The 14,975-nt window shown below is 68.7% G+C and carries 15 protein-coding genes; 3 read left to right on the top strand and 12 right to left on the bottom strand.

What is annotated here, in order from left to right; translation table 11 throughout:
* Positions 1 to 43 precede the first annotated feature (43 nt).
* From ACGFSA_RS29420 to ACGFSA_RS29390, 7 genes are all read right to left on the bottom strand, one after another.
* On the bottom strand, positions 44 to 682 hold the full coding sequence (locus ACGFSA_RS29420) for a TetR/AcrR family transcriptional regulator (RefSeq protein ID WP_393309085.1): 639 nt from the start codon (positions 680 to 682) through the stop codon (positions 44 to 46).
* A gap of 144 nt (positions 683 to 826) precedes the next feature.
* Positions 827 to 1,672 (bottom strand): fumarylacetoacetate hydrolase family protein, encoded by an 846-nt coding sequence (locus tag ACGFSA_RS29415; RefSeq protein WP_393309084.1) that lies wholly within the window; start codon positions 1,670 to 1,672, stop codon positions 827 to 829.
* An 11-nt stretch (positions 1,673 to 1,683) separates the two neighbouring features.
* Positions 1,684 to 2,619 (bottom strand): 3,4-dihydroxyphenylacetate 2,3-dioxygenase, encoded by a 936-nt coding sequence (locus ACGFSA_RS29410; protein ID WP_393309083.1) that lies wholly within the window; start codon positions 2,617 to 2,619, stop codon positions 1,684 to 1,686.
* Entirely contained in the window at positions 2,612 to 4,084 is a 1,473-nt protein-coding gene (locus ACGFSA_RS29405; RefSeq protein WP_393309082.1) for an aldehyde dehydrogenase, read from the bottom strand. The genes ACGFSA_RS29410 and ACGFSA_RS29405 overlap by 8 nt, the downstream gene beginning before the upstream one ends.
* Before the next feature lie 34 nt (positions 4,085 to 4,118).
* Entirely contained in the window at positions 4,119 to 4,925 is an 807-nt protein-coding gene (locus ACGFSA_RS29400) for an acetoacetate decarboxylase family protein (RefSeq protein WP_393309081.1), read from the bottom strand.
* Positions 4,926 to 4,937: 12 nt separating this feature from the next.
* A complete protein-coding gene (locus tag ACGFSA_RS29395) occupies positions 4,938 to 6,158 on the bottom strand; it encodes an NAD(P)/FAD-dependent oxidoreductase (protein WP_393309080.1) in 1,221 nt (406 codons plus the stop codon).
* A gap of 1 nt (position 6,159) precedes the next feature.
* Entirely contained in the window at positions 6,160 to 6,348 is a 189-nt protein-coding gene (locus tag ACGFSA_RS29390) for a ferredoxin (protein WP_393309079.1), read from the bottom strand.
* A gap of 354 nt (positions 6,349 to 6,702) precedes the next feature.
* Between ACGFSA_RS29390 and ACGFSA_RS29385 the strand changes: the two genes are divergently transcribed.
* Together ACGFSA_RS29385 and ACGFSA_RS29380 are read left to right on the top strand one after the other, a co-directional pair.
* A complete protein-coding gene (locus ACGFSA_RS29385; RefSeq protein ID WP_393309078.1) occupies positions 6,703 to 8,061 on the top strand; it encodes a glutamine synthetase family protein in 1,359 nt (452 codons plus the stop codon).
* Between the two features lie 29 nt (positions 8,062 to 8,090).
* Positions 8,091 to 9,359, top strand: coding sequence for a cytochrome P450 (locus ACGFSA_RS29380; protein WP_393309077.1), 1,269 nt, complete (start codon positions 8,091 to 8,093; stop codon positions 9,357 to 9,359).
* Between the two features lie 108 nt (positions 9,360 to 9,467).
* Here ACGFSA_RS29380 and ACGFSA_RS29375 read toward each other — a convergent pair whose 3' ends face one another.
* From ACGFSA_RS29375 to ACGFSA_RS29355, 5 genes are all read right to left on the bottom strand, one after another.
* Complete coding sequence (locus tag ACGFSA_RS29375; RefSeq protein ID WP_393309076.1) at positions 9,468 to 9,593, bottom strand: hypothetical protein; 126 nt, start codon at positions 9,591 to 9,593, stop codon at positions 9,468 to 9,470.
* A complete protein-coding gene (locus ACGFSA_RS29370; RefSeq protein ID WP_393309075.1) occupies positions 9,590 to 10,258 on the bottom strand; it encodes an ABC transporter ATP-binding protein in 669 nt (222 codons plus the stop codon). Before ACGFSA_RS29370 ends, ACGFSA_RS29375 begins: the two co-directional genes overlap by 4 nt.
* A gap of 28 nt (positions 10,259 to 10,286) precedes the next feature.
* Positions 10,287 to 12,377 carry a bacteriocin-associated integral membrane family protein gene (locus ACGFSA_RS29365; RefSeq protein WP_393309074.1) on the bottom strand — a complete coding sequence of 697 codons (2,091 nt, stop codon included), beginning with the start codon at positions 12,375 to 12,377 and terminating at the stop codon, positions 10,287 to 10,289.
* A 137-nt stretch (positions 12,378 to 12,514) separates the two neighbouring features.
* Complete coding sequence (locus ACGFSA_RS29360) at positions 12,515 to 12,805, bottom strand: lactococcin 972 family bacteriocin (RefSeq protein WP_393309073.1); 291 nt, start codon at positions 12,803 to 12,805, stop codon at positions 12,515 to 12,517.
* 283 nt (positions 12,806 to 13,088) lie between these two features.
* Positions 13,089 to 14,387 carry an ISAs1 family transposase gene (locus tag ACGFSA_RS29355; protein ID WP_393309072.1) on the bottom strand — a complete coding sequence of 433 codons (1,299 nt, stop codon included), beginning with the start codon at positions 14,385 to 14,387 and terminating at the stop codon, positions 13,089 to 13,091.
* Positions 14,388 to 14,451: 64 nt separating this feature from the next.
* On the opposite strand from ACGFSA_RS29355, the gene ACGFSA_RS29350 reads away from it, so the two are divergent.
* Entirely contained in the window at positions 14,452 to 14,886 is a 435-nt protein-coding gene (locus ACGFSA_RS29350; protein WP_393309071.1) for a hypothetical protein, read from the top strand.
* Positions 14,887 to 14,975: the final 89 nt, after the last annotated feature.

Below are 14,975 nucleotides of genomic sequence, written 5' to 3'. Positions count from 1 at the left end.
CCGGACGCCGAGCGTCCAGGGCCTCGCGAGGTGCCGGTGGGGGTCAGAGGGCCCCCTCGGCGCCCCCGTCGGTGTCGAGCAGCCGCAGGAGAACCCTCAGCTCCTCCACGGCGGCGTCGGTGACCCTCGGCTCGTCGAACACGAGCTGGTGCAGGACGAGGCCGTCCAGAGCAGCGAAGACCAACCGCATCAGCGCCGGGTTCGCATCGCCCGGCAGTATGCGGGTGAGCTCGCGCTGGGTGGCCTCGAAGTACTCGTCGTACAGCGCACGCAGCGGTGGCAGCAGCTCGGGCCTGCGGCGGGATTCGAGGAGCAGCTCGTACTGGAACACCTGGATGTCCGGATCAGCGGTGACCATCTCCGACAGCCCGGTCGAGAAGTCCGTCACCTTGCCGGTGCCGGGCTCCAGCGCGCTGGTGCTCAGGCTGGTGTGCACGGCGTGGGTCAGCGCCTCCTCGATGAGGGTGTCACGCGAGCCGAAGTGGTGGACGACCAGGCCGTGGGTGACCCCGGCCTCCTCCGCGACCGCGCGGTAAGTGAGTTTGCGCAGACCACCGCGGGCCACCACCCGCACGGCGGCGCCGAGCAGGGCTTCGCGGCCCGCTCCGTAGTTCACCCGCTTGCGGGGCTTGGCTCGCCTGCCTTCGCCCTCGTCTTTGCTGGTCTCGGCGGATTTGGTCATGTCGGGGACCCTACCTGCCGGTTGTGGATGGGGGTGCACGCGCCGGCAAGGCCCCGGGCGCGCGGTGAAGAGCTGTCCGTACGGGCGCGCCGCACCGTGCGACCTCCCGCGTCAGGCCCGGTGCGGCGCGGTCGTGCGGCGCTGTCAGCGCTTGGGCGGGCGGACGCCGCGGAACTCCCAGTCGCCGCCGAGCGCGGTGGACAGCACTTCCTCGGACTCGGTGGGCTGGGCACCGACGTCGGTGCGGATGGGGGTGGGTCCGGGGACGATGTGGTTGGTGAGCCGGCCGAGGCCCTCGACTTCGACCTCGACGACGTCGCCAGGCTGTACGGGGCGGGAGTTGGCCGGGGTGCCGGACAGCAGGACGTCGCCGGGGTGGAGGGTGATGGTGCGGGCGATGTCGGCGACGAGGTAGTGCATGTCCCACTCCATCTCGTCGGTCGAGCCGTCCTGGACGACCTCACCGTTGACGTAGGTGCGCAGGTACTTGCCGTGGAAATCCCAGTCGGTGACGAGACCCGGTCCGAGGGGGCAGAGGGTGTCGGAGCCCTTGACGCGGAGCATGGAGCCGGCGTCGGTGTCGCGGAAGTCGTGCAGGCCGTAGTCGTTGGCGACGGTGTAGCCCGCGATGTAGTCGCCCGCCTCGGCCGGGGAGATGTTGCGCGCCGTCCTGCCGATGACGATGGCGACCTCGCCCTCGTAGTTGAGCCATTTGCAGCCCTCGGGGCGCACGACGGCGCCCTTGTGGGAGTTGAGGGCGGAGGTCGGCTTGTGGAAGTAGGTCGGGGTCGGGGTGAGGTCGATCCGGAACTCGTCGACGCGGCTTCGGTGGTTGAGGTGGACGGCGACAACCTTCGACGGCACGACCGGCGGCAGGTGCTGGGCGTCGTCGATCTTGACGCGGCGGCCGTCGCCGGCGACGAGTTCGTCTCCGTCACGGAGAGTCTCGACGGCGGCTCCGTCGAGGAGGATGCGGCGGTACTCGGGCATGGCGGGCCTTTCTAGGAGCGGCTGTGCGGGGTGCGCGGGGAGGGGGATACGGGCAGGCCGGTACCGGTCCAGCCGTCGGCGGGGCGATCGAACCAGAGGTGGACCTGGCCGGTGCCGATGGAGTTCTCGTACTCGCCGTACCGGCGGCCCTTGGCCGTGCACGCGCCCTCACCGAGCGCGCCGGCCATCATCAGGTAGTGGAAGAACTTCGCCTCGGGCTTGTACTTCCAGAACTCGTTCATGGTGTCGAGGACCTTGTCATGGCGGCCCTCCTCGAACCAGGCGATGCGCTCGCGGTCGGCCTCGCGGGCCTCGGCAGTGAAGACGTGGGCGGGGTCGCTCGTCTCGTGGTCGCGCAGTTCGCGCAGCGGCCAGAAGGTATGAGAGAGCGCGCCGGAGGCGATGAGGAGGACCCGGCGGCCGGGCGTGGCCGCGATGCCGTCGGCCAGTGCCCGGCCCAGCCGCAGGTGGTCTTCCATGTCGCCGGTCTGGCAGACCCCGATGGTCACCCACTTCTTGTCGGGAAGGCCTTCGCCGAGGAACTTCCAGAGGTTGATGGTGGCGTAGTAGATCGGCAGGTAGTCGTCGTCGATCGCGGTGATCCAGGTGCCGTGCTTGTCGGCGAACTTCTCGATGTTCCGGGCGAGTTCGGGGTCGCCGGGGAAGTCGTACGGCATCCGGCACATGCCGCGCGGCAGTTCCTCGGAGGTGAAGAGCCCGGCGCGGCGCTGCTGGGCGGTGACGACGAACTCGACCGTGGTGGCCCAGTGCGAGTCGAGGACGACGACCGTGTCGTAGGTGTCGCGCTCGAAGACGTCGCGGCGCAGCTGGTGCAGGCCGGTGACGAGGGTGATCTCCTTGCCCTCGTTGAGGGCGAGCCGGTCGGCCTCCGGCAGCACGATGGTGGGGACATGGGCGAGCAGGCCCGCCCCGACGATCTCACCCATGGTTCTGCCATCCCTTGGGGGCGGTGACGGTGTTCTTGAGGTCGCAGTAGAAGTCGAAGCTCCAGGTGCCGCCCTCGCGGCCGACTCCGGACTGGCGGGAGCCGCCGAACGGCGCCTGCAGATCTCGTACGAAGAAGCAGTTGACCCAGACCGTGCCCGCGACGAGCTGCGCGGTGACGCGCTCGGCGCGCTCGTGATCGCCGGTGGCAAGGGTCGCGGCGAGACCGAAGCGGGTGTCGTTGGCCAGCGCGACCGCCTCCTGTTCGGTTGCGAAGGTCTGGAGGGTCAGGACCGGGCCGAAGACCTCCTCCTGGACGACCTCGCTGTCCTGGGCGACCTGGGTGAGCAGGGTCGGTCGGTAGTAGAGGCCGCCGAGGTCTGTGTGGGGTGCACCGCCGATGACCGCGCGTGCGCCGGCCGCCAGCGCCCGCTGCACGAAGCCGTCGATCTTCTCCAGCTGGCGGGGGTGGATGTTGGGGCCGAGGTCGGTGGCCTCGTCGCGTGGGTCGCCCTGCTTGAGGGTGGCGGCCTTCTGCGCGAACCGCTTCGTGAACTCGTCGGCGATCGACTCCTCGACGAGGATGCGGGTCGCGGCCAGGCAGACCTGTCCGGCGTTGTCGTACTGCTCCACGGCGAGGTCGACCGCGAGGTCGAGGTCGGCGTCGGCGAACACCAACAGGGGTGACTTGCCGCCGAGTTCGAAGCTGGTGGGCACGAGGTTAGCGGCGGAAGCGGCGCCGATGGCCTTCGCGGTCGGTACGGAACCGGTGAAGCTGATCCGGCGTACATCGGGATGGGAGACGAGCGCGCTGCCCGCCTCGGCGCCGTAGCCCTGCACGACGTTGAGCACACCGGCCGGCAGGCCCGCCTCGGCGGCGATGTCCGCGAGGAGCGATGCCGTGAGCGGGGTCCACTCGGCGGGCTTGAGGATCACGGTGTTCCCGGCGGCGAGCGCGGGGGCGATCTTCCAGGTGGCCAGCATCAGTGGGGCGTTCCACGGGGTGATCAGCACGCAGGGGCCGGCCGGGTCCCAGCTGACGTGGTTGGTGTGGCCGCGTGTCTCGAATTCCTCGTGCTCCAGCTTCAGCAGCCAGTCGGCGAAGAAGCGGAAGTTGTGCGCCACGCGCGGCATCACGCCGCGGCGGTGCGAGCGCAGCAGAGCCGCGTTGTCGTGGGTCTCGACGATCGCCAGGTCCTCGATGCGCTTGTCGACACCGTCGGCGATGGCGTGCAGGATGCGGGCCCGCTCGGCGCGCGCGGTGGCGGCCCAGCCGGGGAAGGCGGCCTTCGCGGCGGCGACAGCGGCTGCGGCCTCCATCGCGGTGCCCCGGGAGATCTCGCCGAGGGTGCTGCCGTCGATGGGTGAGACATCGGTGAAGGTCTCGGAGGAGGCGATGCGCTCGCCGCCGATCCAGTGCCGGGTGTCGACGGCGACCCCGGCCACGGTGAGGGTGTGTTCGGTCATGTCCGGTCTCCAAGTGGTCTGGGGCATAGAGGGGTTACTCGGCTTCCGAGGTGCCGGACTCCAGCAGGGTGCCGCCGTCCCAGACGACACCGACCTGGCGGTAGTACGCGGCGATCGGTTCCCGGATCTCCAGGCGGGCCAGCTCCTCGGTGGGGGCCTCGAACAGTTCGAGATCGGCGTCGCCGGTCCAGGGCTGCCCGGCCTCGAATGATGCCGCGCCGGTCTCGATCAGCTCGTCGAGCGCGAGCCCCTTGCCCTTCTCGATGGAGGGCAGCCAGCGGTGGTGGGCCATCGGATGGCCGTTGACGAAGCCGTTGGTCCCGGACGGCTCCCGCAGGGTGACCACGGCCTGGGCGAGCCGCCGGTCGGCCGCGGCGAGCGTGGCGCCGAAGCGGGCGCCCGCCTCGATCCGCGGGGCAGGCCCGTAGGGGTGCGGGCGCGTCTGGTGGATGGAGCCGAGCTTCTTCGGGTAGCCCTGGTGCAGTCCGCGGGCTATCGCGAAGTCCTTGTCGACCCAGATGTACACGCAGCGGGAGTATGTCCGTCCCTTGTAGGAGCAGCGGACGACCGCGAAGGCCTCCTTGTACTGGGAGAGTACCGGGTCGAGCAGCTCCTGCCCGCTGGTCGAGCAGGACTGCCAGTCGGCCCAGATCAGCGCGACGGCACCCGGGTCATCCTCCGCCAACTCCAGGGGTTCTGGGAGCAGTTCGCGCACGCGGGCGGGATCGGTGCGGTACTCGACGGTGAGCAGGTCGCCGGAGTAGCGCCAGGGCGGCGAGGGGATCAGCGACGAGTCGCCGGTCGCCGTCTTGGGATGGAAGTAACCACGGACACTGGCCATGACAGATGTTCCTTACGAGGTGAGGGCAGGCTGCTTGAGCAGCTGGGCGCGGAAGCGAGCGGCGCCGGTGGTGGCGGCATGGCCGCCGAGGGCGACGACGCCGACCAGGCGGCCGTCGGCGTGGTAGCCGACCAGGACATCGCCGTCCGGGTCGCCGTCGAGCACCCGGACATCGCCGATGCCGAGCAGCGGGGCGCCGAAGGACTGCAGCCTGAACTCGTGCTGGTCGCTCCAGAAGGTGGGAAGCGGCGCGAAGGGGCCCGCCTCGGCGTCGGCCCCGGTGAGATGGGCGACGAGGCTCTTCGCGGCGTGCTTGGCGGTGTCGGTGGGGATCGACCAGTGCTCGACGCGGCGGGGGACGTCGTCGTAGCGGGCGTTGGGGAAGCGGGCGACATCGCCGACCGCGACGACGTACGGGAGACCGCCGACGCGCAGCTGCTCGTCCGTCAGCACACCGTCGCTCAGGTCCAGGCCGTTGCCGTCGAGCCACTCGGTGTTGGCGACCGAGCCGACGGACTCCACGACGACGTCGGCCGCGAGGACCGTCCCGTCGCTCAGGACGACTCCGGTGACCCGGCCCTCGCCCTCGAAGCCAAAGACGCCGGTGCCGAGTGCGAAGCGCACCCCGCGCTTCTCGTGCCGTTTGTGCAGCGCGCGCGCCAGTAGTTCGCCCAGCGGGCGCAGCATCGGCAGCGGTTCGGGGTCGACGACGGTCACCTCGGTGACACCGAGGCCGACGGCGGTCGCGGCGACCTCGCAGCCGATGAAACCGGCGCCGACCACGACCACGCGTACGCCGGGCCGGGTCAGCTCGTCCCGCAGCCCCTGGGCGTCGGCGAGCGTGCGTACCGTATGGCGGCCGCTGTCAGGTCCCGAGGGGCCGTCGCAGCGCAGCCGTCGGGGTCGCATGCCGGTGGCCACGACCAGGCCGTCGAAGGCCAGTTCCGTGCCGTCGTCCAGGACGACGACGCGCTCGGCGAGGCGGGTGGCGGTGACGGAGGTGCCGAGCCGCCACTCCACGTCGGCGGTGCTCGCCCGCGGAGTGAAGGCGAGGGACTCGAAGGGTGCCTTGCCGGCGAGCACCTCCTTGGAGAGAGGGGGCCGGTTGTACGGCATGTGCGGCTCGTCCCCGATGACCGTGATCGTTCCGGTCCAGCCGGCTGCGCGCAGCTGCTCGGCCGCGCGCAGGCCGGCCATGGAGGCGCCGGCCACGACGATGCGTTCCGTGGTCATGTCAGTCCTCGATCCGGATGGCCTGCAGCGGACAGACGTCCGCGGCTTCCTCGACCTCGTCGCGCAGCGCGTCGTCCGGGTCGCAGACGTAGGCCAGGCGCCCGTTGTCGTCGAGCTGGAAGACGTCGGGGGCCGCGAAGACGCACTGGCCGTGGTCCTGGCATTTGTTCATGTCGACGACGACCTTCATGGCCGGTCCTCCTGGATGTGACGGGCATCGGGGCGCGGATGGCGGGGGAGGAGGGCCCGGCCCGCGGCCGGGCCCTCGGCCAAAGGGGTCCGAAGAACCCCCTACTCGTTTGGCTTCAAACAAGATAGGAAGGAGTCGGACCCTGGTCAACACCTATCCGGATGGATAAATTCTTTGGTCCAGGCCCTTGCGGGAAGGTGGCAACGGTCCATACCGTTTGCCGCCAAACGACAAGCTCGGGCGCCGCCCCCGCTTCTGGTCCCCGGCCCAGCGCCCCCGCCAGGCCGTCACCGGACTGGCAGGACATCGGGCCGTCGGCCATCTCGCCCGTTCACATCCGCCGAGGAGGCATCGGTGAGCGCTCAAGACACCCCAGAAGTCCGCCGGCACATGGATCGGCTCGCCGCCGACGGCATCGACGTGGTCCGGGTGACCTACCCCGACCTCATCGGCACCGACCGTGCCCGCGACGTCCTCCTGGACCACCTGCCCTCGGCCTGCGAACACGGACTCGCCTTCTGCCGTGCCGTGTACCACACCAGTCCTCAGGGCGACGTCGTCGCCGTGCCGGGCGGACTGGATGCCGGGCTGCCGGACATCGCCGTACGACCCGACCTGGACGCGGTCCACGTCCTCCCGTGGGAGCCCGGCGTCGCCTGGTGCCTCGGCGACACCATCGACCCCGCCACCGGCGCGCCCAGCCCCGAGTCACCGCGCGACCTGCTGCGCGCTGTCCTGGCCCGATGCGCGGAGGCCGGACTGCGCCCCGTCGTCGGCCCCGAGCTGGAGTACTTCCTGCTCGACGGGGCCCCGGGAACGCCGAGTGGCTGGCGCCGTTACGCGCAGGCCACCACGGGTGTCGTCTACACCGCCGGGCTGCGTGCCGACGCCGACAACCATCTGCTGCGCACACTGCGGCAGTTGCGTGATCTCGGAATCGGTGTCGTCACGGGGAACCACGAGTTCGACGCCGGGCAGTTCGAGATCAACCTGACGCACTCCGAGGCCATGGACGCCGCCGACCGCGCCTTCCTCTTCAAGTCGGCCGTCAAGGAACTGGCCCGTAAGGAGGGGAAGCTCGCGACCTTCATGGCCAAGCCCTTCAACGACGCGGGCGGCTCGGGCTTCCATCTGCACTTCTCGGGCGAGGACGCCCAGGGCCGCAATGCCTTCGACGACCCGTCCGGAGCCTTCGGGCTGTCGGACACCGGGCGCCACGCCATCGCCGGCATCCTGGCTCACGCCCCGGCCCTGGCCGCGCTGCTGAACCCGACCGTGAACTCGTACAAACGGTTCGGACCGGGCACCCTCGCCCCCTGGCTGATCGACTGGGGCCTGGACAACCGCAGCGCCATGGTCCGCATCCCGCCCGAGCGCGGTTCCGGCGCCCGTCTGGAGGTGCGGCTCGGCGACGCCAGTGCCAACCCGTATCTGGCGATCGCCGCCCTCTCCGCCGCCGTACTGCTCGGCGTACGGGAAGGCCAGGAGCCACCGGCCCCGCTGGAGGGCTACGGCTACGACCCGCGGAAGTCCCAGATGCTGCCGATGAGCCTGCCCGCCGCGCTCGACGCACTGGAGGCCGACGAGGCCCTCATCGAGATCCTCGGCAAGGACTTCACCGACTCCTTCCTCGCCTACAAGCGTGACGAGCTCGACCGCTTCAACCGCCATGTCACCGACTGGGAGTTCACCGAGTACTCCTACCACCTCTGATCGATCCGCACCGCCCACAGGAGCACCGCATGCCGAACCCCTTCGACCCCATGCCCCTCGACGAGGTCGACCTCGCCGACAACGACAACTTCCTGGACGGCGTCACCCCGTGGCGCATGTTCCACACCCTGCGCCACGAGGACCCGGTGCACTGGCAGCCCGAGGAGGCCCCCAACTCCGGTTTCTGGGCTGTCACCCGGCACGAGGACATCGCCACGGTCGACCGCGACGCCGAGACCTTCACCTCGACGAAGTTCGTCAACCTCGAGGAAGTCGACGAGGACCAGATCAAGAAGCGCGCCTCGATCCTGGAACTGGACGGCGTCCGCCACCGCGCGATGCGCAGCCTCCTGCAGCGCCAGTTCGGCCAGGGTGTCATCAACCAGTACACCGATTTCCTGCGCGGCCTGACGGCCACGACCCTTGACACAGCCCTGACCAAGGGCACCTTCGACTTCGTCGCCGACGTCTCCGCGGACTTCCCCATCAACGTCCTGGCCCGCCTCCTGGACGTACCGCCGGAGGACAACCAGCGGCTCATCGACTGGGGTAACCGGATCATCGGCAACACCGACCCCGACTACGCCGACGTCCTCCTGCACAGCGCGGACAGCGAGAAGTACCGCGACCTGCCCTTCCGCTCGCCCGCCTCCATCGAGGTCTTCGAGTACGGCCGCGAACTCGCCCGCCGGCGCCGCGGCGGCACCGGCACCGACCTGGTCTCCAAACTCGTCAACGAGACCCCACGCGACGGCATCCCGCTGTCCGAGCAGGACTTCGACAACTACTTCCTGCTGCTGGTGGTGGCCGGCAACGAGACCACCCGGCACACCATCTCGCATTCCATGCTCGCGCTGATCCAGCACCCCGAGCAACTGGCCAGGCTCCAGGCCGATCCCTCTCTGATCCCGAACGCGGTCGAGGAGTTCCTGCGCTGGGCATCGCCCATCTACCACTTCCGTCGCACCGCGACCCGCGACGCCGAACTCGGCGGCAAGCAGGTCAAGGAGGGCGACAAGGTCGTCATGTGGTACGCCTCCGGCAACCGCGACGAGAAGGTCTTCGGCAACCCCTACGACTTCGACGTCACCCGCGCCGACAACGACCACGTCACCTTTGGCAAGGGCAGCCCCCACCTGTGCCTGGGCAACCTCCTCGCCCGCACCGAGATCCGCATCATGTTCGAGGAGCTCATCCCGCGCCTCGCCGACATCCGCCTGGCGGGTGACGTGCCACGCGTCCGCTCCAACTTCGTCAACGGCATCAAGAAGCTCCCGGTCGAGGTCACCCTCGCCTGACGGTTCATCGGACGGGCGGGCGGGCCGCACGGCCCGCCCGCCCCACCGCCATAGGGCTGCGGGCCCTGGATCACCTCGCCCCCACACGCGCACCCGGGCCCTGTGCCGTCAGAAGACCGTCTCCGCGATCCGCCCGGCGACGGTGAATGCGTGTGTGCCGTAGACGGCGAAGACCGCGATGGCGGCAAGGACGACTATTCCGAGCGGGACAGCCCAGGCGAGACGGATCTTCATGCGTGCTCCTTTTTCTTGACGGGCTCCGGTTCCGTCGTGCTTCCGACAGTCAGTACGGTGTCGCAGCGGTCTCGGACAGCGTCGTTGTGCGTGGCGATGACCACGGCGCAGCCGTCATCACTCATCGTGCGGAGAATGTCCACCACCAGGGTGGTGTTGTCGTGGTCGAGCGCGCCGGTGGGTTCGTCGGCCAGCACGAGGGCCGGTTGTTTGACGATGAGGCGGGCCAGCGCAACGCGCTGCTGCTCGCCGCCGCTGAGTCTGTGGACCTGTTCCTTCTGGCGGCCGTCCAGCCCGACACGTTCGAGGGCGTCGGCGACGGTCGGGGAGTTCCCCCGCCTCCTGCGCGGCTTCATGGCCACTTCGAGGTTGGCGGCGACAGTCGCGTTCTCGATCAGGGCGTAGTTCTGGAAGAGATAGCCGAGGACATCGCGCCGGTACCGCCGGGCGGCGCCCGGGCCGAAGCCCGTGATGTCCTTGCCCTCGTGGCGGACCGCTCCCGAACTGGGGCTGTCGAGAAGCCCGAAGCAATTGAGCAGGGTCGACTTGCCGGAGCCACTCGGGCCGACCAGCGCAAGCAACTGACCGCGCTGGACGGTGAAATCGAGGCCGGACCAGAGAGTGCGGGGGCCGTAGGACTTGCTGAGGTTTTCGATCTCGATCATGCGCTGGCTCCGGGAGAACGGTACGGTGTCATGCTTCTGCCGCTCCTTCCTTGACGATCCGGCGGTGGAACACCGCCAGTGCCACGACAACCGCCGTGACCTCGACGGCGACGAGTAGGGCATTGGCGGTGAGGTCGAGGCCGGTGATCTCGATGGGGGCAGTGGGCCGCGCCGCTCCCATGGCCGCACGCTCCATGTTCTGCTGGTTCTCCCGCCATATCTGGAACGGCATCCAGACAGCGAGAAGGACGGCCAGGACACCCTCCAAGGCCAGGAGGGAGCGGTGGGTGACGGTGAATCGCCAGCCGCTGATGTGCCGGGCAAAGATGTTCTGTGTGTTCTTCCGGGCGTGGACGATGCACGCTCCGACGCCAGTAATAAGCAGGACCGATATCGCCACCGCCAGGTTGAAGAGCTGAAGCCTGAAGTCGGCGACGAGATCCCGGAGGTTGAGGGCGGCGTTCTGGCCGACCGGGCTCATGCCGGTGACGTAGGTCTCCAGATGGTGCTTCGCGATTCCGGCCGTGACATCGTCCGGGTCCTTGAAGACGAGACTCTGCTGGGAGGCATAGGACATGTACCCGCGGTCGCTCATGTAGGGGGACCCGTCGGGAAAGACGATGAGAACCGGATCTTGTACGAAGGACTCGTCCGCATCGGGGTTGGTCCTGCTCTGCAGCCGACCTCGGGGATTGTAGGTGAAGAGACGTTGCCCGTTCTCGATCCTGAGAGCCGATACCCGCTTGCCGGGGACCTTGCCCGGTTCGCTCGGGTTCAACGTCTCCGGGACCATGGCGGCGAGCCGGTCGGTGTACCGGCTCAGACCCTCGGGCACCAGCAGTCGTATCCGGGAACGGTCGGCTGTTGTCCCGGGCAGACGCCGGCCGTCCGCGTCGAGGACCGGCTGCGCGGCGAGGTAGGACTCGTTGACCAGAAGAAGATCACGGTCGGGAAGTGCGGCCCGGTTGCTCGAATTCCGGAAATGCCGGTGTCCGACGACAAGAATCTGACCGTCTCTGTCCGCCTGGCGCAGCCAGCCCCCCACCTGCTCGGTGAGCGCGTTCAAGCCGTTCTCGCTTGCGATACTGCCGTTGAGAGCGAGCGCCGTCGTGTCCCCGATCTCGCGGTAGGTCTCGATGCTTGATTCACGGGCCATGATGTTCTGGCCTGCCAGCACGACGTCACCAGTGATACCCACCGCGAGCAGCAGGGCAGGAATCCGTACGAGGTAGGTGCTCACCGAAGCGGTGCGTGTGGGCAATTCACCCTTGAGGGCGCGCAGCAGCTCGGTCCGGAAGGTCAGCTGGAGGACGATCGCGTGGGCCGCCAGGGCGACGAGGCCCAGCACAGCGGCGAACCCCAGGGCGACGAGAGCGAAGGTCCCGATCCAGGCCAGCCCGTTGTACCAGGCCAACAGCAGGAGGACCAGGGCGGTCACGGCCAAGAGGGCGGCCATCCAGAAGATGGCCAGCTGACGGAGGTCCCGCAGGAGTATCCGCCCGAAGCCTCTGCCCTGCAGCCGTTGGACCCCGTACGTCTTAGCACTGAGCATGACGCCGGCACCTGTCATCGTCACGACGGCCAGGGCGACGATGAAGAAGGAACGGAGAAGAGCGCTGCCACTGTAGACCGGAGTCAACTGGTCGATGGAGTAGGGGTGGTAGACCGCGGCCTCGAATCCGAGGCCCGCCAGGACCTGGGCGAGTTCGTCGGCAGCTTGGTCCGGTCCGAAAACGTAGTAGTAGCCGCGGGCATCACGATTGCCGAGTTCGGCGACGGGGTGCACATCGGTGCCGTAGTCGCGGTCGAACGCGGGGTAGCCATCGCGCAGCCAGTCGGAGCGGGGCCCGCCGGCGGTGAGATAGAGGTGTCGACGACTGTACGGAGCCTTGAGATCGGGGGTCTCACGGGCGATCGTCGCCCGGTGGGAATCGGCGAACTCCGTCAGCACGCGGGTGATGTGTGCACCGCTGGTCGCACCGTTCGAATCCGTCACCCATACGACAGCTGAATGCCCCATGGCCCAGCGCCCGTCGAGGTCTCGGATGAACAGAAAGGCGAGTACGGCGGAGAACACCAGCACCGCGGCGTGGACGAACTTGATACTTCGGTGCAGCATGAACGACCCGAGATTGGGGAGCACGGCTCCGGGAGGGCAGAGCAGACAGGCAACGGGCCGTCCACGCGAGACGTAGCGTCTGCGTCCGCGGACGACCCGCTCACCTCATGGTCAGCAGGCGGGCAGGCCCACCCGCATCAGCACATGGTGTTGTAGTAGGCCTTGTTCCCCGACAGGGCCACGGTGGCCTGTGCGAAGGACCAGCTGCCCTTGGCCGCCTCGTCACTGTCGATGTACTTACCGACGGCGGTCGAGCCGTGGCACTTGCTCCCGTGGTAGTAGTCCGACCACACGATCGCCGTTCCGGCTCCGTGGTCCCAGGTGCCACCCTCCGCCGGGTAGGTGATGGTCGCCAGTGCCGGGGTGGCAGCCGCGACGACCAGGGCGCCGGCGGCTATGCCGACCTTCAAGCCATTCTTGATCTTCATAGTTAATCCTCAACTCGCATGCGGAAGTCATGATCATGTAGATGACATGACCATGCGGATGATTCATGATCGTCGCGCCCTTGGCAAGATCGTTTTCCGGCCGGCCTTGCAGTTGAGTCGCCGCGTTCAGGCGCAGGCCAGATGCCTACGCACGCCGTCGAATGGCTGGAACGTGCCGGGGCGGCGTCCGCACTGCGCGGGGCCGGCACGGAGCAGGCGCTCAGGGTGCCAGGGGGGCGGCCGCGATCATGACGGCGCGTCGTTGCACGCCGTTCCCGGCAGGTCAAGTCCATCCGTCACGCCATGTGCTGCGTACCACTGTCATGCGATGGGGTAGACGGGCACCTCGGCCGCCGGGTTGCCTCGGACGGCCCGGCAGGGCGATGGCCATCCGGTCACGGCGGCGACGGACGCGATGAGGGCCAGCGCCGGCTGGGCGATGTCGGTCGCTCCGGAGAGCAGCTCCCTGAGACTCAACAAACCGACAGCAGCTCACAACCCTCGACAAGTTCATCGTCCCGGCCCAGAAGGAACTTTCGTGTTTTCGCCCCGCTCCGCGCCGCATCCCGGCCCAGGGCTGATGCGTTCTCAGGCTGCAAGATCGAGTAGCGCGGTGGCGTGGTCGGGGCGTGACCGGTAGTGGTCGGCTGCGGCGGCGATGTTGGTCCAGCCGGCCTGACGCATCAGGCCGATGGCGAGGTTGCGCAGGGTGGCCATGGCCCGGGGAGCGTTGCCGGTGCGGACCTTGGAGGCGTCCTCGGCGAAGGCCACGTCTCTCACGTGGTGCAGGGCTTCCACGGACCAGTGGTCCTGTACGTTCGGCCAGGCGGGCGGGGCCGGCCTGGCCGGGGGCGAGGCTGGTGACGGCGTAGACCGTCTTCGTCTGGACCTTGCCGGTCTTGGTGCTGACGCGGCGCCGCTTGATCTCGATGGCCTGGACGGCGTGCGGGAACAGTAGCCCGGCTTCGACGGTGCACACCTTCAGCCGCCGGACCTCGCGCCGTCCGTGCCCGGCGGTGCGGGTGCGGTCCAGCAGCGGCATCTGCTGCCAGGGCAGGCGGCGCAGTTGCCGGCGCAGCTTCTTCTGGTTGCCCTTGACGACCAGGAGGTAGTGCCCGCCCGCGGTGACGATCTTCTTGGCGGTCTTGCGCTGGGTGTGCATCGCGTCGGCGGTGACGACCACGCCGCGCAGGTCGAAGCGGGCCAGCAGCGGGGCCATCGCCGGGATTTCGTTGCTCTTGGCTGTCACCTGGCGTTGGGCGATGACGGTCTGGCTACCGTGCAGGGCGGCGGCCAGCAGATGGACCGCTGTCTTGTTGTCGGTGCGCGAGCCGCGCACCGCCTTGCCGTCCACGGCGAGCCCGATCAGGGCTTCGTCCTCCTCGACGGGATCGGCGGCGTGGCGGGCGAGCCAGGCACCGACCGCGTCGTCCAGAGCGTCGCCGTCGATGCGGGCCAGGAGTCGGCCGAGCGTGGAGGCGTTGGGCGCGGCGCGGTCGAGGCCGAGTTCGGCGCGGACCTGCGTGTCGGCGTCGGCTGCGTATCTGGCGATCTGCGCAAGGGAGCGGGCTCCGCCGAGCACCGCCAAAAAGCGCGCGATCGAGCAACTGGAATCCTTCTGCAGGCATCATGTCGCCTACGCCCAGATGATGGGGACGCGCCCGCAGACGCTGACCGGACTGACGGATTCGCCCGTCGGTTTGGCAGCCTTCCTGATCGACCACGACACACCCAGCTTGAAGCTGATCTCCCGGGTCTTCGCCGGGCACACCGAAGGCCTGTCGCGGGACGACGTCCTCGACAACACCACCCTCTACTGGCTGACGAACACGCCGATTTCCTCGGCCCGTCTCTACTGGGAGAACAAGGCATCCTTCTTCGGCGTCAAGGGCGTCTCCCTCCCGGTCGCCGTGAGCGTTTTCCCCGACGAGATCTACCAGGCCCCGAAGAGCTGGACAGAGAAGGCGTACCCCAACCTCATCCACTACAACAGACTGCCCAAGGGAGGCCACTTCGCGGCCTGGGAGCAGCCCCGCCTCTTCACAGAAGAGCTCCGCACCAGCTTCCGCTCCCTTCGCTAGTAGGGCTTTGTTAGGTTCTGTGGTGGGGTTCGGGTGTCGGGGCAGGTTGGCCGCATATGGAGCAGGCGCCGGTCCAGGTGGCCAGGAGG

This window comes from Streptomyces sp. NPDC048496, assembly GCF_043200055.1.
Taxonomy (GTDB): domain Bacteria; phylum Actinomycetota; class Actinomycetes; order Streptomycetales; family Streptomycetaceae; genus Streptomyces.
The sequence above is the reverse complement of the archived record's forward strand: the minus strand, read 5'-3'. Positions and strand labels throughout refer to the sequence as shown.

Coding starts and splice junctions, on each gene's coding strand:
- ACGFSA_RS29420 (WP_393309085.1), bottom strand. CDS start 682: ATGACCAAATCCGCCGAGACCAGCAAAGACGAGGGCGAAGGCAGGCGA.
- ACGFSA_RS29415 (WP_393309084.1), bottom strand. CDS start 1,672: ATGCCCGAGTACCGCCGCATCCTCCTCGACGGAGCCGCCGTCGAGACT.
- ACGFSA_RS29410 (WP_393309083.1), bottom strand. CDS start 2,619: ATGGGTGAGATCGTCGGGGCGGGCCTGCTCGCCCATGTCCCCACCATC.
- ACGFSA_RS29405 (WP_393309082.1), bottom strand. CDS start 4,084: ATGACCGAACACACCCTCACCGTGGCCGGGGTCGCCGTCGACACCCGG.
- ACGFSA_RS29400 (WP_393309081.1), bottom strand. CDS start 4,925: ATGGCCAGTGTCCGTGGTTACTTCCATCCCAAGACGGCGACCGGCGAC.
- ACGFSA_RS29395 (WP_393309080.1), bottom strand. CDS start 6,158: ATGACCACGGAACGCATCGTCGTGGCCGGCGCCTCCATGGCCGGCCTG.
- ACGFSA_RS29390 (WP_393309079.1), bottom strand. CDS start 6,348: ATGAAGGTCGTCGTCGACATGAACAAATGCCAGGACCACGGCCAGTGC.
- ACGFSA_RS29380 (WP_393309077.1), top strand. CDS start 8,091: ATGCCGAACCCCTTCGACCCCATGCCCCTCGACGAGGTCGACCTCGCC.
- ACGFSA_RS29375 (WP_393309076.1), bottom strand. CDS start 9,593: ATGAAGATCCGTCTCGCCTGGGCTGTCCCGCTCGGAATAGTCGTCCTT.
- ACGFSA_RS29370 (WP_393309075.1), bottom strand. CDS start 10,258: ATGATCGAGATCGAAAACCTCAGCAAGTCCTACGGCCCCCGCACTCTC.
- ACGFSA_RS29365 (WP_393309074.1), bottom strand. CDS start 12,377: ATGCTGCACCGAAGTATCAAGTTCGTCCACGCCGCGGTGCTGGTGTTC.
- ACGFSA_RS29360 (WP_393309073.1), bottom strand. CDS start 12,805: ATGAAGATCAAGAATGGCTTGAAGGTCGGCATAGCCGCCGGCGCCCTG.
- ACGFSA_RS29350 (WP_393309071.1), top strand. CDS start 14,452: ATGATGGGGACGCGCCCGCAGACGCTGACCGGACTGACGGATTCGCCC.